Raw genomic sequence first — 23,856 nt, forward strand, 5'->3', positions numbered from 1 at the left:
CACCAAGACTACGCCGTAACGACCGTACTCTTCCAACAAGTCGGTCAAGGGCTTGATGTAAGGCCGGCTGAAGGCGAATACTCCGTTGCTGACGGGTACAGACAGAGGGTAGGCGCGCCAAAGGCCCTCTTCCTGACTGGAGAAGATAACCACCCCCTTACTCTGCCAGTCATATTCAAAATCGAAAAACCTTTCCACACGCTGACGGTCTGCCTCATGAATGCGGTTGCTGACGCGATCCAACAGGTCGCGGAGCACGAGCCTGACCCTTTCCTTTGCTTGCTGGGATAGGTCCGTATCCAGATAGAGGCTCAAGATTGTCCCGCCTTCTGTTTGGAATTCCAGCAGTTCTTGCAACTCAGCTTCTGTGATCATTCTTGGCTCCTTATTCCAAGGTAGTTTTGCTTTTCAGTTCTCATTCTGACCCTTCCAATTGGGCCTGTAAACGGGCGATTTCTGCCTCCATCGCCAGGCGCATCTCTTCCATCTGGCGACGCATCTCCTCCATGCGCTCGGTCATATTGAGGATAACCTCTACTCCGGCCAAATTCACCCCGAGTTCGTCGGTAAGACGGACGATTTTCCGCAGTCGCTCGACATCTTGCGGAGAGTAGAGGCGCACGTTCCCTCTGGAGCGCGACGGCCTAATGAGACCAATCCGTTCGTAATAGCGCAGCGTCTGGGGGTGCAACCCCACTAGTTTGGCAGCTACGCTAATGATATAGCAAGGTTCGTCAGGCGGGTCGTGTTGAAGAACCATTAGACTGCTCACCTCCACCAGACCACTTATTCTGTCTGAGGCCTCTCGCCCAAAGTCAAAGTTACGGTTCTCTCGCGGCCATCGCGCAAGAACGTTACCTGCACCGTCTGGCCCACCGTCGTCCTGGTTTCCAGAAACTCGATCAGGTTATCCATGCTGTTTATAGGCGTGTCGTTTATCGCAACGATGATATCGCCCCCAACCGGCACCAGGTAGTTACCCACTTGCACTTGATGGGTAGCGCCTCGTAGCCCGGCTTTGTCTGCAGCACTGCCCCTTGAAACTTCGATGATCAGCACACCGCGATCCACTGAGAGGTTCAGTTCCTGTGCTAAATCTGGGGTGATGGAAAGAGCACGGATACCCATCCAAGGATGGCTATAGCGCCCCTTGGCAATGAGTTCAGGTATGACGCGTTTCACTGTGTCTATCGGAATAGCAAAGCCCAAGCCCACCGAGCCACCGCTCGGTGAATAGATAGCGGTATTGACACCGATAACGCGACCTTGCGAATCGAGAAGCGGACCACCTGAGTTGCCGGGATTGATGGCAGCATCCGTCTGTATGACATTGTAAAGGCGACGGCCATTCTCCAGGTCTAAAGGTCGGTTCAGGGAACTAATGACACCGGTCGTTAGTGTACGGTCCAGGCCAAAGGGATTGCCGATGGCGATAACCCGTTGGCCTACTTTCAGGTCGCTCGATGTGCCGAGTTCGACGGGATGAAGTTCTTCGGCGGGCACATCAATTTTCAGGACTGCCAGGTCGTTGGCTGGATCAGTACCCACGATCCTGGCATCGGCTTTCGTGCCTGTAGACAACGTTACTTCGACTGATCGCGCGCCTTCAATCACGTGATTGTTGGTAACAATGTGGCCTTCTTTATCAATGACGAAGCCCGAGCCAGTGCCTTCCTGTGGGTAGGGCCCGAAAAAACCCATCACCACAGTGCGGCTCGTGATGAAGACCACCGCTGGGCTCACGCGTTCGTAAGCGCTGATGACGAGTTGCTCTTCGATGTCCACTATCTGGCCCGTCACAGGTGGCGAAGAAGACAGCGGCCCCGGCGTCGGTGTAACGACGATGATCCACGGTGTTTGGGTGGGTTGTGGTGATAGTTCTTGACGCGGTAGCAAAAGGTTAGGCAGATAGCCACAGCCCACGAACAGTAACAGCACCATCATGGCCACTCCCACGAGGATGAGCCTCTTCGTATTGTTCATCTTCGCCTCCTCTTCATATCCAGATTCAGGCCAGCAAGCGTTCGCATTCCCTTCACTGCCGGAGTGCTGCTAGCTGGCGGAACAACTCTTTCTCTTTGCCACTCAGGTTCTGGGGCAGCATAATCCGCACCTCGGCATATAAATCGCCGAAAGTATTCGGATCATGAAGTTTGGGCATTCCTTGGCCTCTAAGTCGGAAGGTGCGGCCACTCTGCGTCTCTGGCGGGATTTTCAGCATCACCGAGCCCTTCAGGGTGGGCACTCGCACTTCGCCCCCCAGCACAGCGGTATAAAGGTCAACTGGCACTTGGACGTGTAAATCATCGCCCTGGCGTTGGAACGTGGGATGGGGCAACACATTGACCACTAGGTACAGGTCGCCCCTAGGACCGCCACCATAGCCAGGCCCGCCTTGACCAGCCATGCGTATCCGCAGGCCAGAGTAAGCACCGGGTTGAATCCTGACTTCCAGGCGGCGCCCGTCACCCATCTGCAGAACACGAGTGGTGCCACGATATGCTTCTTCGAGAGTAATATCCACTGGGTGCTCAATGTCTTGCCCTCGCTGGGACATAGTTCGCCATGTTGTCCGCCCAGCGCCCATGTCGCCGAAAATAGCGCGGAAAAAGTCGGAGAAGTCCCCCCCACCCAAAATGTCGCCTAGATCAGCGTATTCGACGCGTACTCGGCCACCGCCAGGCTGACCCGCAGCATACCAACGACTCCAATCAAAGCCACTCGGATCGCCCCCCATACGCTGCCAGCGCTGCCAGTCGGCACCAAGTTGGTCATATTTTCGCCTTTTCTCCGCGTCCGAAAGCACCTCGTAGGCCTCATTGATATCTTTGAACCGTTCTTCCGCTGCTTTGTCGCCTGGGTTCACATCGGGGTGGTATTTGCGGGCCAGTTTCCGGTAAGCGCTCTTTATTTCCTTCTCACTGGCATTCCGGCTCACACCAAGGATCTTGTAATAATCCTTATACTCCATAGCCTTCCGCGCTCCAGTCAACTCTAGTTTAAGGGACTTTCGCTCACGACCGATTATTGCTGTGCGTCACCTGTACACGGGCAGGACGCAGCAGCCGGTCTCCACACAGATAACCCTTGCGATATTCCTCCGTAACCACCAATTCATCGCCTTGACCGGGAATGATCTCGACAGCCTCATGCACATTAGGATCAAATGCCTCTCCGACGGCAGGGATGGACGTGATACCTTGCTCGCGCAAAAAACTTTGGAGTTGTGCATATGTGGCCCTTAAGCCCTCTCTCAACCCAGTGGGAGAATCTATATAAGAGAGGGCCCTCTCGATATTGTCCGCTACCTCCAAGAACCGGCCCAACAAGGAGCGTTTCTGCTCCCACATCCGCTCTTCACAGAGGCGCTCCAGGCGCTTGCGCATATTCTCGGACTCGGCAAGGGCGCGCAAGTACTTATCATGCAACTGTGCTGCCTCCTCTCGAGCGGCCTGTAACTGGGCCTGCAAGTCTTCGGCAGATGCCCCGGTTTCTGATGAGATACTGGCTTCATTGCCCATAACAGTCAACCTCTTTATGAAAATCACCTAACAACATTATATTCTTTGAGTCAACATTGTCAAGATTTTTGAGTGTTATTTCGCAAATATCTAATAGATGTCTAACGCTGCGGAAAGGGAACCGCTCTGAGGAGTGAGGACGCGGTGAACTTCCACTGTTCGTTCACCCGTTTATGACAGTGATCGAGCCCTCATAGAATCAGTCGATAGGGATCAGAAGCATTGTTCGCATTCGCTAAAACCCACAAGGCCATGACAAAATAAAAGCCCCCTCAACGGAGGGGGCCTTTATTTCTCGGCATAATTTAGTACTCTGGCATTGGCGGCGTGGGGGTCTTTTCTTTCTCCGGGATCTCGGTGACCAATGCTTCGGTGGTCAGGATCATCGCCGCGATCGAGGCCGCGTTCTGCAAGGCAGAACGGGTCACCTTCGCTGGGTCAATGATCCCTTTCTCGTACATATCACCAAAGTCGTTCGCGATCACATCGTAGCCGATATTAGGGTTATTCTTCTCCTTCTGGAGGCGACGCACCTCCTGAACGATCACCGCACCATCCTGGCCCGCGTTCTCGGCGATCATGCGCATAGGCTCCTCTAACGCACGACGCACGATAGTCACGCCGGTCTGCTCATCCGGCAGTCCCATTTTGATGTCGTCGAGCGCGGGCATCGCGTTGATCAGAGCCACGCCACCGCCAGCCACAGTGCCTTCCTCGACAGCGGCGCGGGTTGCGGAGAGAGCATCCTCAACGCGGTGTTTCTTTTCTTTCAGTTCCACCTCGGTCCCTGCGCCAACTCGGATAACCGCTACGCCGCCAGCCAGTTTGGCAAGGCGCTCCTGCAGTTTTTCCTTATCGTAGTCAGAGGTCGTGGTCTCGATCTGGGCCTTGATTTGCTCAATGCGGCCTTTGATCTCTTTTTCGCTGCCCTTGCCTTCCACAATGGTCGTGTCGTCCTTGGTGACAACAACCTTGCGGGCCTGGCCTAGATCGGCGATAGTCGCGGTATCCAGTTTGCGGCCCATCTCCTCGGTGATCACTTGCGCGCCAGTGAGGACAGCGATATCACGCAACATCTCCTTACGGCGGTCTCCAAAGCCTGGAGCTTTCACCGCGCACACGTTCAACATGCCACGCAACTTGTTCAACACCAGCGTCGCCAACGCCTCGCCGTCCACATCTTCTGCAATGACAAGCAATTCACGCTTGCCAACTTGAACCAGTTTCTCTAAGATGGGGACGATGTCGGTCACAGCCGAGATCTTCTTGTCGGTGACCAGGATGTAGGGATCTTCCAGGACGGCCTCCATCCGCTCGGGGTTGGTAATGAAGTAGGGAGAGATGTAGCCGCGATCCAACTGCATGCCTTCCACGTACTCGGTTTCGAAAGCCAGCCCTTTGGACTCCTCCACCGTAACTACACCATCTTTGCCCACTTTGTCCATGACTTCAGCAATCAGGTCACCGATCTCCTTGTCGGCTGCTGAAATTGCCGCAACGTGAGCGATATCCTTTTTGTTCTTGACTTCGCGGGCTGATTTCTTAATCGCCTCCACAGCGACCTCAGTGGCCTTTTCGATGCCGCGTTTGATGAGCATGGGGTTTGCCCCGGCAGCCACGTTTTTCAGCCCTTCATTCACGATAGCCTGGGCCAACAGGGTAGCGGTGGTGGTTCCATCACCGGCCACATCGTTAGTCTTGGTTGCCGCTTCTTTGAGCAACTGGGCGCCCATGTTCTCATAAGGGTCTTCCAGTTCGATCTCCTTGGCCACGGTCACGCCGTCATGAGTAATCGTAGGCGGACCGAATTTTTTGTCTAATGCTACGTTGCGCCCCTTGGGCCCAAGGGTAGTGACTACAGCGTTGGCCAACGTATCCATACCAATCTTGAGCCTCCGACGGGCATCCTCAGAAAAAACTAACTGCTTAGCCATGTTCCTTCAGACCTCCTTCAATCTAGGGATTGTTATTTGGTGATAATGGCGAGGATATCCTTTTCGCTCAACACCAGGTATTTCTTGTCATCCATCTTGACTTCTGTCCCAGCATATTTGGCGAAAAGGACCTTGTCTTTGACTTTGACCTCCATGGGAGCGCGCTCGCCATTGTCAAGCAATCGGCCAGGGCCCACCGCCAAGACAACACCTTCTTGCGGCTTTTCCTTGGCCGTCTCTGGCAGAACAATGCCACTGGCTGTGGTCTCCTCTTTTTCCAACGGTTCGACCACAACGCGGTCTGCGAGGGGTTTGAGTTTGATCGCCATATTTGGTGTACCTCCTTTGTGAATTTTGGGTGATATGCTTCTGATTAGCACTCTCAATCATAGAGTGCTAATCACGTGCATAAATATAGCGCAAATCGTTCGAAAGTGCAAATTCGCAGAAACAAGAAAAAATCCGATTTTGAAAAAAATTCTACTGTTTTTCTTTATTTTCTCTTAATCTTTCGAGTTTTCATTTGCTATCGTGAGAACACAAATTGCGACGAACTATCGCCCGGCCCTTGCAAAAGGAAGACCGTGGTCAGCACGCACCAACCACGGTCATCGGACGCCCAAAATCATTCTCTTAACCACTACTCATACCGCAAGGCTTCGATTGGGTTTAATCTTGCTGCACGAGTGGCTGGGTAGATACCAAAAAATAGCCCCACCGCTACAGAGAAACCCACGGCTAGGAAAACCGCATTTGGCGATACTCTCGTGACCAAGACGCCAGTTCGATTGACCATAGCCGCTGCGAGTACGCCAAAGATAATTCCTAATAACCCGCCGATCACACTGAGGACCACTGCCTCAATTACAAACTGCACCAATATGTCACGGCGCTTGGCTCCTACTGCTTTGCGGATGCCAATCTCGCGCGTCCGTTCTGTGACGGAGACCAGCATGATGTTCATGATGCCAATGCCACCTACCAGAAGTGAAATGGCAGCAACTGCCCCTAGGAACAGGGTGAGAATACTGGTCACTTGATCCAGCACACCCAGGATATCCTTCTGGCTGGTGACCGTGAAATCATCTTCTTCGGCAAACCGAATTTTGTGGCGCTGACGCAAGAGGTAGGTGATTTGTTCTATTGCAGCATCCACACGTTCCTCGCTCACTGCCGAGGCGTAGATCAACGTCACCCGTCGCCCACGACTAGAGGTGATGTCACCAAATAGACGATTTTGTGCTGTGGTGATGGGCACGAATACCGAAGTGTCCACCCCACCACCGCCATGACCGCCGCCACCTCGTTCTTCCAGAACTCCAATGACCCGAAAGGGCACGCGGTTCACGCGGATGGTCTGGTCCAGTGGATTCTCACCAGCGAACATCTCTTGGGCCAGACGACCTCCTAGAACGGCAACGCGAGCGCCAGAGAGCAAATCCTGTTCAGTGAAGAAATTTCCATCTCGGATGCTCAATCTACGCACGAAAAGAGCCGCTGGGGTTGTGCCGGATACAGTGGTGTTGCTGTTTTGGTTGCGGAAAACGACGGTGCCAGAGCGCGATAACTCCGGAGCCACGGCATACACATCTGGGCAGTTAGTCGGATCAGCGATAGCTTCGGCGTCCTCCAGGGTTAAGATGGCGCTGGCCGCTGTCCCGAAAGAACTTACTCGGCCTGGAACGAGTCTGCCTGGCAGAACGAAAATGAGATTAGAGCCGATGCCTTGAATCTGCTCGGTGATGGCCGCTTGAGCGCCCTCACCGATAGAAACGAGCGCGATAACCGCACCCACGCCAATGATGATGCCCAACATAGTCAAACCAGCGCGCATCTTGTTTGCGGAAAGACTGTGCAAGGCTACGCGGATGCTTTCCACTAGATTCATATACCCCCGCTACCTTTCTGCTACTGCTCGTCCGAAATTGGGGAGGTCAATTTTGGCTCCGCCTCGAGAAAGGCACTCTGTGAACCCACCGTCACAGAGAACACCATACATACACCCCTCTGCACGACCCATTTGACAGGGATCGCGATGCCGTTCACACATTCAATGTTGACCCTGATCCCCTCATTGCCCAAAAAGGCGTATCTCGCTCGAAAAGAGGCCTGCTCGCGGCACGCTCGTCACAACCCAATCTCCTTCACGCACACCGCTAACAACCTCCGTCATCTTGTCATCGCTCAGCCCAGTGGTAACATCTCGCTCCTCGATCGACTGGCCGATCACGACTTCAACGTATTGTCGATCTCGATCACGCCGGATAGCACGATTGGGTACCAAGAGCACGCCCTGCTTCCGGGCAACGATAATATCCACAATAGCCGTCATATCTGGTCTGACCGGTTCGGCTGGATTCACGAGTTCCACGCGGACCATATAGTTCACAACACCCTGGCTGATTGTGCCAATGGGCGCTACAGCGGTAACCATACCAACAAACGAGGCCCCTGGAAAGGCATCGAGAGATACACGGGCCTCTTGCCCCACGGCTACGTGGCGGATATCCGTCTCGTCAATAGCGATGTCAATATGGTAACCACTTAGATCTGCCAGAATTATGGCGGGTGTAGTACTGGAAACCAGTTCGCCTTCGGCAATATGAATCGCGCCGACCGTCCCGGTGAAAGGCGCAGTAATAGTCGCCCCCTCCAAACGCAGCCGCGCTAATTCCAGCGAGGCCCTGGCCTGGTCCACCTGGGCTTGCAATATGGCCAGGCTCTCGGTGGTGGGATTGTTCTCCAGTTTGGCAAGAGCAGCCTTGGCCTGAGCCAATTGGGCTTCCGCTGCCTTGATCTGCGCTTCTCTGGGCCCTGCAGCGGTTTGTTCGTATTGCAATTGCGCGATGCGTACGGCTACTTCCGCTACAGCGACCCGCGCGTTGGCAGCGTCATATTGATGCCCCCCAACGGGACCTAGCCCGTCGCGGTCAATCTGCGCTGCCCAAAGCGAATTCTTGGCTTGTTCCCAATTGAGTTTCGCCAATTCCAACTGACGAGCGTCCGGGGTGTTGCGTAGTTCGTCCAGACTTGCTTGAGCGCTGGCGAGCGCAGCCCGCGCCGAGGCGAGTTCCTCTTCGGTTGCACCAGCCTTAGCCTGCGCCAAGTTCGCCTCGGCGATAGCCAAGGCAGCCTCCGCCTGGCGCACGCCCAACTCTAATTCCCGCTTGTCCAAAGTAGCCAAAACCTGTCCCTCACCCACGAGTTCACCCTCGCTGACGAAGATGGATTGCACTCGTCCCGCTACCAAGAAAGTGAGATTGATGCGGCGATTAGGTGTAAGGTTCCCTGATGCACTGACTGTGGCCTCGATGTCACCGCGTGTAACTTGAGCGGTCTCCAACTGGGCCGCGATGGTAGCGCTACGGCGCGCTTGCCAGGCGCGAAAGCCCAAAAGAACCAAAGCAAGCAAGACTATAGTCGTAGCAGTGAGAACATATTTCCTAATGCTATCACTCACGCGTGATGCTCCTTTCACACATTTCGAACCTGCACGCAAAACTCGTGAATAAATTATTTAGCAGTGCTAATTATATGACCTTGCGAGGATTTGTCAAATATGTGACCCGCGTTTTGTCGAATGGGCCACTTATTGGCTCGGGAGCAAGTCTGACATCTAATTTGCTCTCCGCGCACAATTGCTGCGAGTTGCGTAAACAGGTGCACCGTGATTAATATAGTATTATTGGTAAAGAAGGCTTGGACAAGGGGGTATTCCAGTATGACAGTAAGGGAAGTCCCTGATATTGTAGTTCGCCGACTGCCACTCTACCTGCGGACTCTGGCTCACTTTGTTGAGGAGGGGTACGCCATCATATCCTCGCAGGAACTGAGCGACCGGTTAGGCGTGCCTGCGGCTCGAATTCGCAAGGACTTCAGCCACTTTGGCGGATTTGGAAAGCAGGGTTCAGGATATAACATCGCCTACCTCTGCGAGCAATTACAGCGCATCCTCCAGGTGGATCGGATTTGGGACATCATTTTAGTTGGCGTAGGCGACCTGGGCCACGCTCTTCTGCGTTACAATGGCTTCCACAACCGCGGTTACCGCATTGTGGCCGCTTTCGACCAGGACCCTGCTAAGGTGGGACAGCAGGTCGGCGCTGTAACCATACAGGAAATGTCGCAATTAGCCAATGTCACCCATGATAGAGAAATCCAGATCGCCATTATTGCGGTCCCCGCTTCGAGTGCCCAGCAGGTGGCTGATCAACTGGTAGCAAGTGGCATCCGCGCCATTCTCAATTACGCACCCATTACACTTCAACTGCCCCCAGATGTACAAATACGTTATATTGATCCCGTCGTCGAATTACAAAGTATGACTTACTACCTGAAAACTGGTCGATGATCGTCAGCATAAAAGGCGTATAGCCACATTGGGCTGTACGCCTTCTGATTTACCTGGCATTCAAAACTAAAGGCTCGGCAGGCTGCGCTTCAGCATACCCAAATTGTCGAGTGCCCGTCCAGCACCAATAGCAACACAACCTAACGGGTCATCGGTTACATAGCAAGGAACGCCAGTTTCACGGGTGAGAAAGCGGTCAATGTTCCTCAACAGAGCTCCACCCCCTGCGAGCACCATGCCCCGATCTATAATGTCCGAAGCCAATTCAGGCGGTGTTTTCTCTAGCACGGCCTTCACCGTGTTAGAGATGGAGTCCAATGGCTCCACAATAGCCTCGGTGACCTCATCAGATGTAAGGCGAATGATCTTGGGCAGCCCTGTTACTTGATCACGGCCACGCACCTCCATGGTGAGTTTCTCTTCCAACGGCAAGGCGCTACCAATGCTGATCTTGATATCCTCAGAAGTCTGTTCACCAATCATAAGGTTGTATTTGCGCCGGACGTAGGCAGCGATGGCCTCATCAATTTTATTCCCACCAACGCGCACTGAACTGGAGACTACAATGCCACTCAAAGAAATCACAGCCGCTTCACAGGCGCCGCCACCAATGTTCACAATCATGTTGCCGGTGGGGGTATGGATAGGCATATTGGCGCCTATCGCGGCGGCCAGGGGTTCAGGAATCAAGTACGCAACCTTGCCACCTGCCTGGATGGCCGCGTCGCGCACAGCACGGCTTTCCACACTGGTGACTCCCACGGGCACACTGATCATGACCTCGGGTTTGAAAAGTCGCACCCGCCCGATCACCTTGCCAATAAAATAGCGTAGCATGGCTTCGGTGACCATGTAATCAGCAATGACGCCGTCGCGCATCGGTCGCACCACCTCAATGGTGTCGGGTGTGCGTCCCATCATTGTTTTCGCTTCCTCGCCGACCGCCAAAATTCGATTGTCGTTGAGAGAGATGGCCACGACTGAGGGTTCCCGCAGAACGATACCCCTGCCCTTGACAAACACCAATACGTTCACAGTGCCGAGGTCAATGCCAATCTGTTTTGCGATCATCGATCCTCCTGAGATGCCGGGAAGGCGGGCCGCTCTTCGCGCCACACTCGTGCTCCCAGGCAACGCAATTTCCCATCAATATTCTCGTAGCCGCGATCCACGTAAAGGATATCCGAGACAGTAGTAGTGCCTTCGGCAGCAAGTCCGGCCAGGATGACCGCCGCCCCCGATCGGATGTCCAGTGCCCGCACCTCCGCACCACGCAGGGGTGTGGGTCCTTGGATGATCGCCGTCTGGCCGGCAACGGTGATTTGCGCCCCCATCTTGCGTAGTTCGCCTACATAGAGCAGCCGGTCATCGTACATTGTCTCGTGAATGGAACTGATGCCGTTGGCCTGGGTCATCAGCGCGCCAAAGGGGGCCTGCAGATCTGTAGGGAAGCCAGGGTAGGGGAATGTCTGAATATCTACGGGTTTCAGGCCTTGTGGTACCGAGATTGTATAGTGATCTTTCGCGGCCTCCACTTCTGCCCCAGCCTCGATTAACTTGCTCGTTAACGCGCCGAGATATTGGCTCACGCGGCCGCAGATTGTTATCTGGCCATGGGTGATAGCCGCGCCGATGGCAAAAGTGCCGGCTTCGAGCCTATCGGCCATCACTCGGTAGACAACCCCATGCAATTTAGGCACTCCTTCGATGTAGATGGTGCCGGTCCCAGCCCCGTAGATCCGGGCCCCCATGGCACGCAGAAAATTCGCCAGGTCCACGACTTCTGGTTCCACCGAGGCGTTCTCGATTACAGTCGAGCCATCGGCCAGACACGCGGCCATCAGCAAGTTTTCGGTGCCAGTGTGACTGGGGTAATCCAATGATAGTCGTTCGCCTCGCAGACGACGCGCGCTGAAGATGTAATTGCCATCGAGCCGGGAGACATCCGCGCCCATAGTCTCGAAGCCTTTTAGGTCCACACTCACCGGGCGTGTGCCAATGGCGCAACCACCTGGATGGGGTGTAGTTACTCGACCGAAGCGGCTTAGCAGGGGTCCAACTACCAGAAAACTGCCTCGCATTCGGGTGGCCAGGTCAGGGGGCACAGCATCGGAGGAGATTTCCTTGGCCCTGACGGAGATGCTGTGGGGTCCTTCGACCCGAATCTCGACACCTAATTGCTCGAGGACCTTCGTCATAGTTCTGACATCCTCGATGCAAGGCACATTTTCTAGCAGACACTCATCGTCCGTGAGCAATGTCGCGGCTAATATCGGGAGAGCGGCGTTCTTTGCGCCGCCAATTTCGATCTCACCTTGAAGAGGATGACCCCCCTCGAGAAAAATCCGCATAGTCCGTCCAAATAGAGTCGAATATATAGTCCCTCACCCATAACGCCGGGAGGGGGTTTGATGTTCCTTTGCTATAGCCAGATCGTCATCTATCTGACGGGGCAACATACGCTAACGAAACTCCCCCGTCTCATTCCAGCCACAATTGCCTTGCGGCTGCCCAAGTATTAATATTACTTGCACCCAGAGCGTTTGTCAAAAACTGCAGCACAAAGATTTCGGATGACTCCGAAGATGGCATTACTGCGTTAGATGCGATTATGAACTTACCTGACAGTCTTGTCCGAGCAACTTTCCTGAGCCGACCCAATCGGTTCCTGGCCCAGGTGCGCACCCCGGGTGGCGTAGAGTTCGCTCATATCCCGAACCCCGGGCGCATGCTGGAGTTATTCCTCCCCGATGTGCCAGTGATGCTTCAGCCGCGATGTGGGCGACGGAAGACCCGCTATGACCTTCTACTCGTATGGCATAACCAGACCTGGGTCGGCGTAGACTCCCGTCTGCCGAATGCCCTATTTGCCGAGGCACTCGACGCTAGGCGTCTCCCACCTTTTGCTCTGTATATGCACAGGCAACAGGAAGTGCTCTTCAACTCAGTGCGCCTGGACTACCGGCTCTATGGTGAGTCGCAGCCGGATTGCCTGGTCGAAGTGAAATCGGTCAACCGTGTTGACGACGGCTGGGCACTCTTCCCAGATGCGCCCACAGTCCGTGGCGTCCGACATCTGCTTGCATTGCAGGAGGCAGTCAACAGAGGGTTGCGTGGCGCTTTGGTTTTCGTCGTACAGCGCCATGATGCGAGAGCAGTGACACCTTTCGGATCCAACGATCCACTGTTCGCACGCACGCTAGAGGAAGTCGCGCAGGCTGGCGTTGAAATATACGCCTACGTCTGCCAAGTCTCGCCGCAGGCTATCGGCATCGAGCGAGAGTTACCCGTAGTGTTGGGACCTCATTAGCAACACAAATAGAGACTCTTGGTTCAGAGGGAGGAGCAAGAGAGCGCCCGCTTCTACTAAACGGACTCTATTTCGGCATTGCCTTCAACGCCTCGTAGGCTGGTCGTGGGCTGAAGGTCGGGTAACTTGGGTTGCTGATGGCCCACCAATACTGCTCGTTGGCCTCAGTCCAATCTGGATCACAGATATAGATCAGGCTCATCAAGCCAATCCAAGGTGACCAATGTTCTTTGGCCCACTTATACGCCCGAACAAAATAGTCGGCTTTGGTTTCCTCACTTACCGCATGCCAGTGATAAGGCGAATCGGGGCGTGGATCAGAAGTCCACCCGAATTCAAGGACAGCAATCTGTTTACCGCCGTCGCCATATTTCTCCATGATAGCCCGCAAATCTTCCACTCGGCGGAAGCAGTTAAAACGGTGGCCGCCGTACTCAGGTCGGCTTGCCGCCTCGTCCGGGCTCATCTCTGGCGGCGCTTTGTAGCCAGCAGCGTGCGCACCCAGGACGTCGAAATAACCATCGCTCCTGCCGCCCATGGCAATGTACATTTTCTCAAGATAAACATCATCGGGCATAGCTTCGGGCGAGTAAGTCTCGGTCGGTGTCAACCCAGCGCTGATGACCATGGCATCAGGGTCAGCCTCTTTGATGCGCCGGTAGGCAATGCGTAGCAAGCGGACATAGGCGTCGGGGTCAGGTGGTTTGCCGCCCCACTCGCGAGCGAGGTTGGGTTCATTCCAGATCTCGTAGGCTCGGATACGGCCTTTATAACGACTCGCCATTGCGTACAAGAAATCGCCGAAGTCCTCATAGTTGTCTGGCGGGCCGTTCGTGGGGAATCCGCCTCCTGCCCATTGCGGCTGGTGATCAATGCGGGCCAGTAAATCCAGTCCCCGTTTGTTGCACTCGGCCACGATCCAATCCACCCGGCTCCAGTCGTATTGACCTTTAGCGAACTCGATATCACGCCACCCAAAGCCCTGTTTCACCCAGGTGAAGCCTGCGTCGAGGATGGCCCCCATGTCGCGGGACGCTACTTCAGGCCGCCACCACAAAAACGCCTGCATCCCGTATTCTGGCGAGTTCATACGCAGCGGCTTGCGGGGTGGCAGAGGGGGCCAAGGGGTGTCGGTCGGCTGGGGCGTATTAGTAGGCGAGGCCGGTATAGGAGTCGAGATGGGCGTACTCGATGGCTCCACAGGAGTATGGGTAGGAACAATACTAGGAGGAGGTAGCGTAGCGCTGGGCTCGACGAATCCACTGGCTGAGGTAAACGTCGGCTGGGGTGTGCGAGTGGCGATGCTGACAGTGGGGGGTACCGCAGGCTGGTTGAAGATCAGTAGCCAGGCCAGCCCAATGATCCCGACTGCCACAAGCCCGATCGCAATGCCAAGCAGGATGGATGAGTTGCCTTGGCCGGATGGCCTATTTGTTGTCATGTGAGATCTCCACTTAGATACCAGATTGCAGAAACAGAGCACGGGGACATCCCCGTGCTCTGCATACCACGTGAGGCGTCAATTTCACTTTGGCATATTACGGATAGCATCGTAGGCAGGGCGAGCACTCCAGTTGGGTCGGAGGATACCAAAGGCTGCCTTTTCGTCGGCAGGCCCACACAGAGGCCCGAAGTTCAGGTTCCACAGGAACATCGGCCCTACCCAACCCCAATTCTTAGCCATCTGAAAGGCGCGGGTGATAAACTGGGCCTGTTCGGTCTCCGTGTTATCGGCGGCGTATTCGTAGCCTGGTGCGGGTGCCACGCCCAATCCCTCCACGCTTGCCCAACCGAACTCGGTCGGCCAGATGCGCTTGTTACCATCGCCGTACTTGAGCATGATATTCCGGTAACCTTCCATCGTGTCGCGGAAGAACCAACTGGGGTGACCTTTGGCCGCGTTGGTAGCTGGATCCGACCACGATTGCCAGGTCGCGTCGGGTGGGTTGTTGTAGCCACTGGGATGTGCACCAACGGCATCGCAGTAGTTCTTTAGCCCAGCCTGATACATCTGCTCCAGATATACGCGGTCATCAATAGCCGTGTCACCGTCATTCCAGCCGGTTGGGGTCAGCGCTCCGGAGACTACGATAGCATTTGGATCCACGGACTTGATGGCTCGGTACGCGACTTTGAGAAGTTCTACGTATTTGGCTGCGTTCAACTTGTGTCCTTTGCCACCCCATTCGTAGTACAAGTTCTGCTCATTCCAGATCTCGTACGCTCTGACTCTGCCTTTATACCGTTCGGCCATAGCGCGCAAGAACTCGCCGTACACGTTCGGATCGGCGGGAGGGCCTTGGTCGGTATCGCCAGCAGGACGAGACCATTGCGGCGCTTTAACCACGCTGAACAATACGTTGATGCCATAAGCATTGGCCGCGTCCACGATGCGATCCAACGCCCCCCATTCATACTGTCCGGGGGCAGGGTGGTAGCGGAACCATTCCACCTGTTGCTTAACCCAGGTCATGCCCAGTGCCCGGACATGTTCCATGACTTGTACAGGGTCACCCATGATCATATCGGCCTGGATGCCATAGGCGAAGCCAGGGCCCGCAGTGGCTTTTGCTGTTACCGCTGGCGCTTGGGGCTTAGGGGTCGGCGTCGGTGTCGGGAGGGGTGTGGGCGTTGGCGTGGGCGTTGGGACCACCACGTCCACACGGCCGCCCCGAGCGCTCACTGTCCGGCCGCCGTCATCAGAGACAGCCGCTGCTATGGTGTAACACCCGTATTGATCGGGAGCAGTCCACTCCAGATGTGGTTCATCGAGCGGTAGGACTTGGGTGCTGATCTGTGTGCCATCATCACACTGCACTGACCATACAACCGTGAACTCACACGAGATGGGCTGCGTTGCCCTCTGGCGGTATTGCTCGAGCACCGTCCAGATGCGCGGGTCATTCTGACTGCCAATGAGATTCTCGACGGTCACTCCCCCCAGGCCATAATTGAGGCATTGCTGCAACTTATGGGCAACACTCGTAGCGTTCTCCAGCCAGAACTGGGTCTCTTTGCCCTCCGCATCGGTGATAGTGAGCCAATACGTATGACTGTCTTCATGGTACTTCACGCCCGTCGAAGTCAGCAGCCCGGATAACGCAGCAGTGACCTCCTCGCCAGGGTTCACCATGGTTTTGTCAACGGTTACCTGACCAGCCTCCGCGAGTGCATCGGAATAAGACAGTTCTTGCACTGTCCCACCGCTCACCTTGCGGCTGTTGGCCGAGATAACCAGGCGCAATTTACTGCGATTCACCTCGCCTACGGCCCACTGAAGCAATGCTTCCATCTGTCCGCCAGGCCCGTAGGCTGCTGGATCTGCCAAGGCAGGTATTTCTACCACGTCGGCAGCGAGCCCGATGGCCCGCCAGTCATAGGCACCCGTTTCCCAGCGGTCAGCGGCAATCTGTTTTGGCAGGCCTACACGGACGGTGAGCGACTTGTCCTGATTATGTAGAGCGACCGCCAAATCCGAAATAAAGGCTGAGAACGAGTCGCGTAACTCGGAATCCAGCCCACGATAGTCTATGCAAATGCCAGGATAACGAAGTTGCACCGTCGTGGTAACAATCTCCGAGATATGCCTATCCCGCAACACAGGATCAGTGAGGATACGACGTATCACGTCGGTGCGCAGTGCTCCACCTTCCTCGTTACGAATGACGGGTAGAATGATATAATTCCCCGTTAGATCTATTTCATCAGCGTGAGAAGTCCCACCGATGGTCCCATCCTCCTCAGGATACAATCCTAACGGATTTAGCTCTGCGAGAGTGGTCTTAGCCTCCGCGTTCACGGTTGCGTTCACCGGCATAATTGCCGCGACCACACACGCACTGGATTCAGGCTGTGCTACCACAGCCAAGGATGGGATCTCAGACAAAACGGCCTCCATTACCTTCTCCTCGGCGATGATGTGCGCCGGCAGCCAGACCCAATCTTTTCCAGTCCACCCGTAAAGGTCTATGGTGCGTAAGATATCACCTTCAATCTGGACGGGTATGCTGAGAATCGATTCAGCGGGAGACGAGCCACGCAATTGGAAACGATAAAGCGGGCTATGTAGAATGAGCCCTGATGGTAATGATTCAACAGCGCTTTGGACTTCTTTATCGCCCTGGCCGCTAACGACGTCGAGCGGCTTTAGGGAGGTCATCTTGAGGCGAAGGTTATTGGTCAGCGCTCCTGCCGGGATAAGCAGTTGGACTCCATCCTCTGTGGTCAATGCTCCGCCAGTTTTGCCAATGACTGGATAATCCCAATAGAAGAAGCGGGCACCAGCCGATATAGGGGGCAGCCATACACTGATAAACAACAGCAACGCTGATAGCACGTAGACGGCTTTTTCAGCCCGGCCGTCCTGTACTAGGCGGCGCAGTGTCTGGCTGATTTGTTGGGTCCCACTTTCCATGCTTACTTCGCGATCTCCTTTCATCTTCGGATTACGTATGGAGAATGGTGCGCTGTTCGTCCTGGTTTAGTGAAAGCAGTTAGGGGCCGAGATACCGCCAAAAGGGGTATCCAGCCCCTTTCACACTGAATTCTATAGTGAGATCTGGTGTTCCAACGCTGGGCCGAATAAATGAAAATGAATATGGACGAATCTGCGCCAGACGAGGTACGTTTGAAACGGATCTTCAGCACACCCCATCCCACAAGTGTATGCTTTTAGAATCAACATACCGATATTTTAGCACATGCTTTGGATTTTGGCAAACTATAACGCACTCGTTCAAATTGACAGGGGGCATTCCTCAAAGTATCATATCAACATCCAGTTTCGGGAATGTTTTGCCATAAAACGAACGTGAAATGAGCGAGATCATACCTTCAAGGCCCCTGGCACGAGATCCCCTCGACGAGTTGTGGCGGATGGTAGGCTCAGCCCGGCTGACAGCATTCCTGCTCCTCGCCCTGGCGATGACGGTTTTCATAAGCCTGCTCGTCCCACAGGCACCGCCCCAAGCAGGGGCCGACCCGAATATCTATGCCCGTTGGTTGGCCGACTTACGCGCGCGTTACGGCCCATGGATGGATGCTCTCTCCTTCGTTGGCTTGACCAATGTCTACAGCACGTTATGGTTCCGCATTATCGTGGCTCTCCTGGCATTCAACTTAGCCATCGTTCTCCTGGATTGCATCCCGGCACTGTGGCGGCTGTATCGCGGAACAGTAGATGCACCACCTGACCCGGTTTTCGGTCCCTTCCGCCAGAGAACCATTGCGTTGTCCTTGCCTATTGGGGTGGTTTTTGATACAGTAGCCCACGCCCTCCGTGCAGCGGGGTATGTGCGTTCTGGCATCATGCGCGGTGACCAAAGATTCGCTCTAATCGCCATGAAAGGACTGCCACGCATGTTGTTTGGCATGATAATTCGAGCGGGGATTTTGATTGTCTTAACGGGCCTGCTCGTCAACGAACGAGTGGGTTGGCATGCATCCGACATCCTTTTTCGTCCCGGACAGGTGTATTTAGTCGGGCATGGGAAAGACCTGGCCGTGCGTGCTGATTCCTTCCGCATTCTGCCCTCTACCACTCGAGCCGCCGGGATAATGAGTTTCCTTCACGGCGGGACAGTCATCCACACAATTGAGACCAGTGATCGGACAGCAATCCATTATGACGGTATTTACCTCACCCTCAAGTCGGTGGGCCCCGCATTGGAAGTAACGGCCGCAGATGTGAATGGCCGAACATTACTCCTGCAAAGTCCGGAGACTGGTGCATCCTCTCACGCACGACTGATGTTACTATTTTTTGGCGCGAGCGATGAAAAGTTTGTGATCGTGCCAGAGCGCAACCTCGTCCTACGCCTGGTCTACACGCCGGGCTTGCCCGTCGGCGGGATAAGCGAAGCACCCTATTTCCAACTGGAGGCCTTTCGGGGTGAAGAGACCACACCCTTCATATCGAAAACCGTTTCGGGAGACATGTCAGTCGTGATAGGATCCGATGTCTTCCACCTCTTATACCAACCTTTCGGTGTCTTGGAGATCGGGCAGGAGCCAGGAGTATGGTTGCTGGGGGTCGGCCTGGTGCTTGTGCTTATTGGAGTGACAGGAGCATTGTGGCTTCCTGGTCATCTTTTATGGGTGCGCGGGGATGCTCTCAGAGATGGCATGTGGGTTACTCTCTACGAAGTGTTGCGGCGCGATGCGATGGAATGGGGGCCGCAGCCAGCACCGGTAAACGAAATCGAACAGGCTTTGCAACGTGCAGCAGCCATGCAGCCCAAAGGCAAGGGCAAGCCATGATCGCCACCTTGCAGGCAGTGAGAATGATCGCCACCGCAATGGCCACTATCTCCTTCGGACTGGCCGGGTTAACGGGGCTCGTTTACATCATGCAAATAACATGGAGGCAATCCCCCCTCTTCCCCAAGGTGCCGCCGGCAGAACGATTAGACAGATGGATGGAGCAGGGGCTTGCCTTTGGGATGCCCTGGCTAACACTGAGCATGGTCTCGGCTATCGGGGAAGGATGGCTATCCACCGGTCGGGTGTGGCCAGGCGATCCACAAACTTCATCTCTCCTGGCGCTCTGGCTTTACTACTCAGCGTTACTCAGTGGTCGTTTACGGCTGAACTGGGCGGGAGTAGGACCCGCCTGGATGACACTGGTGGGGGCAGTCAGCGCCGCGCTTGCGCTGGCAGTTTCTCTGTCATAGGAATCGGTTATCGTGCAGCGGAGGCAGGGATACGCGGATTGGCATAGCAGTATCGGCACCCATTCGGGCAGCGCATCGTATATGCGCCTATATCCACGCTAGGAGTGCAGCAGCACTCTGTTCGCTGGCCGGGGTCCTTTCCGGTAGCAGCGGGCAGGCCCAAAGGGTGTAGAAGCGATAGCAACTCGCCGTCAATGCAGCGGCTGGGCATTGCGCCGGCGGGGACAAGACTCGCGTTACTACAGGCATACAGAGTGATGCCTAAAGGTTTCGCTAGTTCTACCAGGCGGCTTGTGATTTCCAGCCGCTCTTCTATCGATGGGTCATACCAGTGCCATCCCCGTCGGCCCCGTACTTTACCGTAAAGTGTGGCAAAGGAGATGCGCACAGTCGTGATCCCCGCGGCAGCGCTGGCACAGAAGATATCCTTTGCATAGACCAAGTTGCTGCGCACCTCGCCGCCCTCCCACCAATGGACAATGGGGTCAAAGCGCAAAGTGACGCGGCGAGGATCACCAGTGAAGGCAATTAGTTCTGGCAGTTGTGCGATGACTTGATCCCAGGGCCGAATGCTTGGCTCCAGCGGTGTGCCTCCCAAACCTGTCACCGTGAGATGACAGAAGACTTGGTCATAACGGTTCAATGCGTCGCGGACTCCGCCCTTATTGGCCAGTAACGGCGCGAAATCTTTCGACCACAAGACGATGGTGTGCACATCTTCCGGGCGGAGGGAGACCACCCGCAATTTGCCGCTGTAAGGTTGGGGTACGTCGGCTGCGCCCCGTTGGATGACCGCCGCCAGCCAAGTTGGATAGTGCATCGGGATGTCTGTCCGTCGCGACGCCGATATAACTTGTCGCACTCTCTCTTTCGCGCTCATCGTCCTCGATGAATATTATACATCCCCCGTCGCTGCAAAATGAACTCATTGCTCATTCCCGCCGGTCAGAGTTATAATGTAAGTCAAGTCTAGGGAGTGAGAGGCCAATAGATGCCAGTGGAATATCCTTCAGCCCCAGTTGTTGCCGTTGGCGCAGTAGTGCTGCGCGATGAACGGGTTTTACTCATCCAGCGTGCCGAGCCTCCTAATACAGGTTGGTGGAGCATTCCGGGTGGTATTGTCGAATTGGGCGAAACATTGCGAGCAGCAGCAGAGCGGGAAGTCCGTGAGGAGTGCGGCATCGAAGTAAAAGCCGGACCCGTGATCAACGTCACGGAACTTATCTTGCCCGACATCGAGGGGCGCGTGCAATATCACTACGTGCTGATCGATTTATTGGCTTCTTATATAAAAGGGGAAGTGCGGGCCAGTTCGGACGCTGCCGACGCGCGTTGGGTGGCGCGTGATGATTTGATGGATCTTGCTATTATCCCACGTCTCCGACCGCTGTTGGAAAGGGCCTGGGAGATGATCTGAAACACACCTGCGCGCAGAAGATATTACCCTGCCACTAGGAGAAGGAACAAGATATGGGACTGGAAATCGGCATCGTAGGGCTGCCCAATGTGGGCAAATCGACCCTTTTTAACGCACTGACTCGGGCCAAGGCCCTCGTCGCGGATTACCCTTTCACCACCATCGAGCCAAACGTAGGCGTGGTCGCTATCCCTGATACGCGTTTACATGATATCGCTGCCCTTGTGAAACCGGAGAGGGTGACGCCAACTACTCTCCGCCTGGTAGATATCGCGGGCCTGGTGAAAGGTGCGAGTCAAGGTGAAGGGCTTGGTAACCGTTTCCTAGGCCATATCCGCAATGTGGACGCGGTGGCCTTGGTGGTACGCTGTTTCGAAGATCCAAAGATACCTCACATCAGCGAGCATATTGACCCAATTGGTGATACTGAGATAGTGGAACTCGAGCTCATCATGGCGGACTTGGAGACCATCACCCGGCGGAGGGAGAAAGTTCGCTCGCAAGCCAAAGGCAAACACGGTGAGTTCGATGCCGAACTGGCAGCATTGGACATTTTGGAGAAGCGCTTGGGAGCGGGCAAAGGCGCACGCGGGCCAGATATGCCGCCAGATTTAGTGCCCTGGGCAAGGAGTCTGAACTTGCTTACCGCGAAACCTCGACTCTATGTAGCGAACGTCTCTGAAAGCGATTTGCCGGATGGTGGGGCAGCCGTCAAGAAGTTGCGGTCTCTGGCAGCCACCGAGGGAGCGGAGGTCGTAGTGATCTCAGCACGCATGGAATGCGATCTGGCCGAGTGGGATGAGGAGGAGAGCAAGGCTTATCTTCAAGAAATAGGGTTAAGTGAATCTGGATTAGTGCGCTTTATAAAGGCGGCATACCATCTCCTCAACCTCATCACCTTCTTCACCGCTACGGGTACTAAAGAGGTTCGGGCATGGACTCTTGTGCGGGGGACACCGGCGATCGAGGCTGCTGGAATGATACACTCCGATATGGAGAGGGGCTTCATCCGAGCCGAAGTGGTAAACTATGCCGATTTCGTATCTGCTGGCTCTTTGGCAGCGGCCCGGGAGAAGGGATTGGTACGTTTAGAAGGCCGTGACTACGTGGTTCAGGATGGCGATGTGATCCATTTCCGGTTCAGTGTATGAAACAAGCCATCGCCAATTGGCTTGCTTGGGCATTGCATCAAATTTGCAGAAATAGCCTTTTGATGTATAATTGTAGAAAAGAAAAACGGTTGAATCTGGGGCAGGACATCTGAGTCCTGTACAGCCTTTCCGCCCCAGGCGTGCTTTGATTGGGCCTGCGGCGTTCCCCGGGGAAAGGAGGTGAGCCTTTGGCTACCTATGAGCTGACTTTCATCCTCCAGCCCAACTTGGATGAGGATGGCCTAGCTCAAGCCGTGCAGAAGGTCGCAGATATTGTCACGGCTGCCGGCGGTACAGTTAACGCAACGGAACCCTGGGGTAAGCGGCGTTTGGCTTACCCCATTCGGCATTTTGAGGAGGGTTACTATGTTCTCCAGCGCGTGGATTTGCCAGCGAAAGGGCCACGAGAAGTGGATCGGGCCATCAAGTTAGTGGAGGATGTAATCCGCCATCTGATCGTGCGTGTGGAAGAATAGCACCCAAGCCACAGCATAACCATCACAATTTAGGCTATGGTAATAGGAGGGTTTAGATGAGCGGCTTGAACAAGGTGATGTTGATCGGCAATCTCGGTAAGGACCCGGAAATGCGTTACACACCCGATGGAACACCGGTGACCTCTTTCAGCCTTGCGGTAAGTCGAACTTGGGTGAATAACGATGGAGAGCGACGCGAGGCGACGGAGTGGTTTAACGTTGTTGCTTGGCGTCGATTGGCGGAGATTTGCAGTCAGTACTTGCGTAAGGGGGAGCGCGTCTATGTGGAGGGCCGCCTTCAGACGCGCAGTTGGGAAGACCAGGACGGACAAAAACACTTCCGTACCGAGGTAGTGGCCCAAGACATGCTACTCCTGAGCCAACGACCCATGCGGCCAGAGGAAGAAAGCCTGAGCACAGAGCCTGGTCCAGAAGAAGAGGGCTTCTGAGAACAAACTTGCCACAAGTCGCACCAAGTTTGCGAACTTACATCATCTATTGCGTCACACTTGCAGCATCTTGGCAAATTCGTATGCCATCGAAGAACAGCAGTATAGTGATCCGGAGGTCAAATTGAGCGAAGACACAATTGTTGAAGAGCGGATTGAGGATACGGAAGCGGAAAGCGAGGCTGCGCCAGAACCAAGGCGCCGACCTAGCGAAAGTAAGGAGCAACGACCACAACGCGGCCGGGGCAGGTATGGCGCGCCGCGCCTACATCTGCAGGTCTGTACTTTCTGTGTAGATGGCGTAAAGCATATTGACTACAAGAACACGGATATGCTCGCACACTACTTAACCGATCGCGGCAAGATCAAGCCACGCCGCAAAACGGGCCTCTGCGCTAAACACCAGCGCCGTCTCTCTGTGGCGATCAAGCGTGCTCGGCACCTGGCCTTACTGCCTTTTACGGTCGAATACACGCACGTCTAAAGCCGGGGGCAGACCCACAATCCCAGCCAGTGTGTAGTCTCTTGGCCCTGCCGCGTTGAATACTGAGGTAGAATCATGGCAAAGAAAGGAAG

General features: G+C 54.9%; 23 protein-coding genes. 9 read left to right on the forward strand and 14 right to left on the reverse strand.

Annotation, left to right across the window (positions count from 1 at the left end; genetic code table 11):
* From H5T64_10005 to H5T64_10045, 9 genes are all read right to left on the reverse strand, one after another.
* The coding region (locus H5T64_10005; protein ID MBC7264667.1) for a hypothetical protein at positions 1–375 on the reverse strand (375 nt) is incomplete at its 3' end.
* 40 nt (positions 376–415) lie between these two features.
* Positions 416–760: a helix-turn-helix transcriptional regulator gene (locus H5T64_10010; protein ID MBC7264668.1), complete on the reverse strand. Its 345-nt coding sequence runs from the start codon at positions 758–760 to the stop codon at positions 416–418.
* Positions 761–786: 26 nt separating this feature from the next.
* Entirely contained in the window at positions 787–1,983 is a 1,197-nt protein-coding gene (locus H5T64_10015) for a trypsin-like peptidase domain-containing protein (GenBank protein ID MBC7264669.1), read from the reverse strand.
* A 52-nt stretch (positions 1,984–2,035) separates the two neighbouring features.
* Positions 2,036–2,971 (reverse strand): J domain-containing protein, encoded by a 936-nt coding sequence (locus H5T64_10020; GenBank protein MBC7264670.1) that lies wholly within the window; start codon positions 2,969–2,971, stop codon positions 2,036–2,038.
* 43 nt (positions 2,972–3,014) lie between these two features.
* Positions 3,015–3,521 carry a nucleotide exchange factor GrpE gene (locus H5T64_10025; GenBank protein MBC7264671.1) on the reverse strand — a complete coding sequence of 169 codons (507 nt, stop codon included), beginning with the start codon at positions 3,519–3,521 and terminating at the stop codon, positions 3,015–3,017.
* 305 nt (positions 3,522–3,826) lie between these two features.
* On the reverse strand, positions 3,827–5,455 hold the full coding sequence (gene groL, locus H5T64_10030; protein ID MBC7264672.1) for a chaperonin GroEL: 1,629 nt from the start codon (positions 5,453–5,455) through the stop codon (positions 3,827–3,829).
* Positions 5,456–5,487: 32 nt separating this feature from the next.
* Positions 5,488–5,784 (reverse strand): co-chaperone GroES, encoded by a 297-nt coding sequence (groES, locus tag H5T64_10035; GenBank protein ID MBC7264673.1) that lies wholly within the window; start codon positions 5,782–5,784, stop codon positions 5,488–5,490.
* Positions 5,785–6,095: 311 nt separating this feature from the next.
* The gene (locus tag H5T64_10040) at positions 6,096–7,343 is read right to left on the reverse strand and encodes an ABC transporter permease (protein ID MBC7264674.1); all 1,248 of its coding nucleotides are present in this window, start codon (positions 7,341–7,343) and stop codon (positions 6,096–6,098) included.
* 183 nt (positions 7,344–7,526) lie between these two features.
* Positions 7,527–8,915, reverse strand: a complete 1,389-nt coding sequence (locus H5T64_10045; protein MBC7264675.1) for an efflux RND transporter periplasmic adaptor subunit — start codon at positions 8,913–8,915, stop codon at positions 7,527–7,529.
* A 261-nt stretch (positions 8,916–9,176) separates the two neighbouring features.
* On the opposite strand from H5T64_10045, the gene H5T64_10050 reads away from it, so the two are divergent.
* Positions 9,177–9,806, forward strand: a complete 630-nt coding sequence (locus tag H5T64_10050; GenBank protein MBC7264676.1) for a redox-sensing transcriptional repressor Rex — start codon at positions 9,177–9,179, stop codon at positions 9,804–9,806.
* A 66-nt stretch (positions 9,807–9,872) separates the two neighbouring features.
* Here H5T64_10050 and H5T64_10055 read toward each other — a convergent pair whose 3' ends face one another.
* Both H5T64_10055 and murA read right to left on the reverse strand, forming a co-directional pair.
* Positions 9,873–10,877, reverse strand: coding sequence for a rod shape-determining protein (locus tag H5T64_10055; protein ID MBC7264677.1), 1,005 nt, complete (start codon positions 10,875–10,877; stop codon positions 9,873–9,875).
* On the reverse strand, positions 10,874–12,157 hold the full coding sequence (gene murA, locus H5T64_10060; GenBank protein MBC7264678.1) for a UDP-N-acetylglucosamine 1-carboxyvinyltransferase: 1,284 nt from the start codon (positions 12,155–12,157) through the stop codon (positions 10,874–10,876). Before murA ends, H5T64_10055 begins: the two co-directional genes overlap by 4 nt.
* A 260-nt stretch (positions 12,158–12,417) precedes the next feature.
* Between murA and sfsA the strand changes: the two genes are divergently transcribed.
* Entirely contained in the window at positions 12,418–13,116 is a 699-nt protein-coding gene (sfsA, locus tag H5T64_10065) for a DNA/RNA nuclease SfsA (protein ID MBC7264679.1), read from the forward strand.
* Positions 13,117–13,183: 67 nt separating this feature from the next.
* On the opposite strand, the gene H5T64_10070 is transcribed toward sfsA, so the two are convergent.
* Together H5T64_10070 and H5T64_10075 are read right to left on the reverse strand one after the other, a co-directional pair.
* Positions 13,184–14,557, reverse strand: coding sequence for a cellulase family glycosylhydrolase (locus tag H5T64_10070; protein MBC7264680.1), 1,374 nt, complete (start codon positions 14,555–14,557; stop codon positions 13,184–13,186).
* A gap of 84 nt (positions 14,558–14,641) precedes the next feature.
* Positions 14,642–17,530 carry a beta-galactosidase gene (locus H5T64_10075; GenBank protein ID MBC7264681.1) on the reverse strand — a complete coding sequence of 963 codons (2,889 nt, stop codon included), beginning with the start codon at positions 17,528–17,530 and terminating at the stop codon, positions 14,642–14,644.
* Positions 17,531–17,931: 401 nt separating this feature from the next.
* On the opposite strand from H5T64_10075, the gene H5T64_10080 reads away from it, so the two are divergent.
* Both H5T64_10080 and ccsA read left to right on the forward strand, forming a co-directional pair.
* Positions 17,932–19,374 (forward strand): cytochrome c biogenesis protein ResB, encoded by a 1,443-nt coding sequence (locus tag H5T64_10080; GenBank protein MBC7264682.1) that lies wholly within the window; start codon positions 17,932–17,934, stop codon positions 19,372–19,374.
* A complete protein-coding gene (ccsA, locus tag H5T64_10085) occupies positions 19,371–19,787 on the forward strand; it encodes a cytochrome c biogenesis protein CcsA (protein MBC7264683.1) in 417 nt (138 codons plus the stop codon). Before H5T64_10080 ends, ccsA begins: the two co-directional genes overlap by 4 nt.
* A gap of 7 nt (positions 19,788–19,794) precedes the next feature.
* Here the strand turns inward: ccsA and H5T64_10090 are convergent, their stop codons facing one another.
* Positions 19,795–20,667 (reverse strand): DUF1848 family protein, encoded by an 873-nt coding sequence (locus tag H5T64_10090; GenBank protein MBC7264684.1) that lies wholly within the window; start codon positions 20,665–20,667, stop codon positions 19,795–19,797.
* 111 nt (positions 20,668–20,778) lie between these two features.
* Between H5T64_10090 and H5T64_10095 the strand changes: the two genes are divergently transcribed.
* From H5T64_10095 to H5T64_10115, 5 genes are all read left to right on the forward strand, one after another.
* Positions 20,779–21,204: an NUDIX hydrolase gene (locus H5T64_10095; protein MBC7264685.1), complete on the forward strand. Its 426-nt coding sequence runs from the start codon at positions 20,779–20,781 to the stop codon at positions 21,202–21,204.
* A 53-nt stretch (positions 21,205–21,257) separates the two neighbouring features.
* On the forward strand, positions 21,258–22,355 hold the full coding sequence (gene ychF / locus H5T64_10100; GenBank protein ID MBC7264686.1) for a redox-regulated ATPase YchF: 1,098 nt from the start codon (positions 21,258–21,260) through the stop codon (positions 22,353–22,355).
* A gap of 188 nt (positions 22,356–22,543) precedes the next feature.
* Complete coding sequence (rpsF, locus tag H5T64_10105; GenBank protein ID MBC7264687.1) at positions 22,544–22,831, forward strand: 30S ribosomal protein S6; 288 nt, start codon at positions 22,544–22,546, stop codon at positions 22,829–22,831.
* 56 nt (positions 22,832–22,887) lie between these two features.
* Positions 22,888–23,280 carry a single-stranded DNA-binding protein gene (locus H5T64_10110; protein MBC7264688.1) on the forward strand — a complete coding sequence of 131 codons (393 nt, stop codon included), beginning with the start codon at positions 22,888–22,890 and terminating at the stop codon, positions 23,278–23,280.
* Positions 23,281–23,404: 124 nt separating this feature from the next.
* Complete coding sequence (locus H5T64_10115) at positions 23,405–23,764, forward strand: 30S ribosomal protein S18 (GenBank protein MBC7264689.1); 360 nt, start codon at positions 23,405–23,407, stop codon at positions 23,762–23,764.
* Positions 23,765–23,856 lie beyond the last annotated feature (92 nt).

It is taken from the genome of Chloroflexota bacterium (assembly GCA_014360825.1).
Lineage (GTDB): Bacteria > Chloroflexota > Anaerolineae > UBA2200 > JACIWT01 > JACIWT01.

What these genes read in the sequence shown, in the direction of transcription:
- H5T64_10010 (MBC7264668.1), bottom strand. Translation starts at nt 760, where the DNA reads ATGGTTCTTCAACACGACCCGCCTGACGAACCTTGCTATATCATTAGC.
- H5T64_10015 (MBC7264669.1), bottom strand. Translation starts at nt 1,983, where the DNA reads ATGAACAATACGAAGAGGCTCATCCTCGTGGGAGTGGCCATGATGGTG.
- H5T64_10020 (MBC7264670.1), bottom strand. Translation starts at nt 2,971, where the DNA reads ATGGAGTATAAGGATTATTACAAGATCCTTGGTGTGAGCCGGAATGCC.
- H5T64_10025 (MBC7264671.1), bottom strand. Translation starts at nt 3,521, where the DNA reads ATGGGCAATGAAGCCAGTATCTCATCAGAAACCGGGGCATCTGCCGAA.
- groL (MBC7264672.1), bottom strand. Translation starts at nt 5,455, where the DNA reads ATGGCTAAGCAGTTAGTTTTTTCTGAGGATGCCCGTCGGAGGCTCAAG.
- groES (MBC7264673.1), bottom strand. Translation starts at nt 5,784, where the DNA reads ATGGCGATCAAACTCAAACCCCTCGCAGACCGCGTTGTGGTCGAACCG.
- H5T64_10040 (MBC7264674.1), bottom strand. Translation starts at nt 7,343, where the DNA reads ATGAATCTAGTGGAAAGCATCCGCGTAGCCTTGCACAGTCTTTCCGCA.
- H5T64_10050 (MBC7264676.1), top strand. Translation starts at nt 9,177, where the DNA reads ATGACAGTAAGGGAAGTCCCTGATATTGTAGTTCGCCGACTGCCACTC.
- H5T64_10055 (MBC7264677.1), bottom strand. Translation starts at nt 10,877, where the DNA reads ATGATCGCAAAACAGATTGGCATTGACCTCGGCACTGTGAACGTATTG.
- murA (MBC7264678.1), bottom strand. Translation starts at nt 12,157, where the DNA reads ATGCGGATTTTTCTCGAGGGGGGTCATCCTCTTCAAGGTGAGATCGAA.
- sfsA (MBC7264679.1), top strand. Translation starts at nt 12,418, where the DNA reads ATGAACTTACCTGACAGTCTTGTCCGAGCAACTTTCCTGAGCCGACCC.
- H5T64_10070 (MBC7264680.1), bottom strand. Translation starts at nt 14,557, where the DNA reads ATGACAACAAATAGGCCATCCGGCCAAGGCAACTCATCCATCCTGCTT.
- H5T64_10075 (MBC7264681.1), bottom strand. Translation starts at nt 17,530, where the DNA reads ATGGAAAGTGGGACCCAACAAATCAGCCAGACACTGCGCCGCCTAGTA.
- H5T64_10080 (MBC7264682.1), top strand. Translation starts at nt 17,932, where the DNA reads ATGAGCGAGATCATACCTTCAAGGCCCCTGGCACGAGATCCCCTCGAC.
- ccsA (MBC7264683.1), top strand. Translation starts at nt 19,371, where the DNA reads ATGATCGCCACCTTGCAGGCAGTGAGAATGATCGCCACCGCAATGGCC.
- H5T64_10090 (MBC7264684.1), bottom strand. Translation starts at nt 20,667, where the DNA reads ATGAGCGCGAAAGAGAGAGTGCGACAAGTTATATCGGCGTCGCGACGG.
- H5T64_10095 (MBC7264685.1), top strand. Translation starts at nt 20,779, where the DNA reads ATGCCAGTGGAATATCCTTCAGCCCCAGTTGTTGCCGTTGGCGCAGTA.
- ychF (MBC7264686.1), top strand. Translation starts at nt 21,258, where the DNA reads ATGGGACTGGAAATCGGCATCGTAGGGCTGCCCAATGTGGGCAAATCG.
- H5T64_10110 (MBC7264688.1), top strand. Translation starts at nt 22,888, where the DNA reads ATGAGCGGCTTGAACAAGGTGATGTTGATCGGCAATCTCGGTAAGGAC.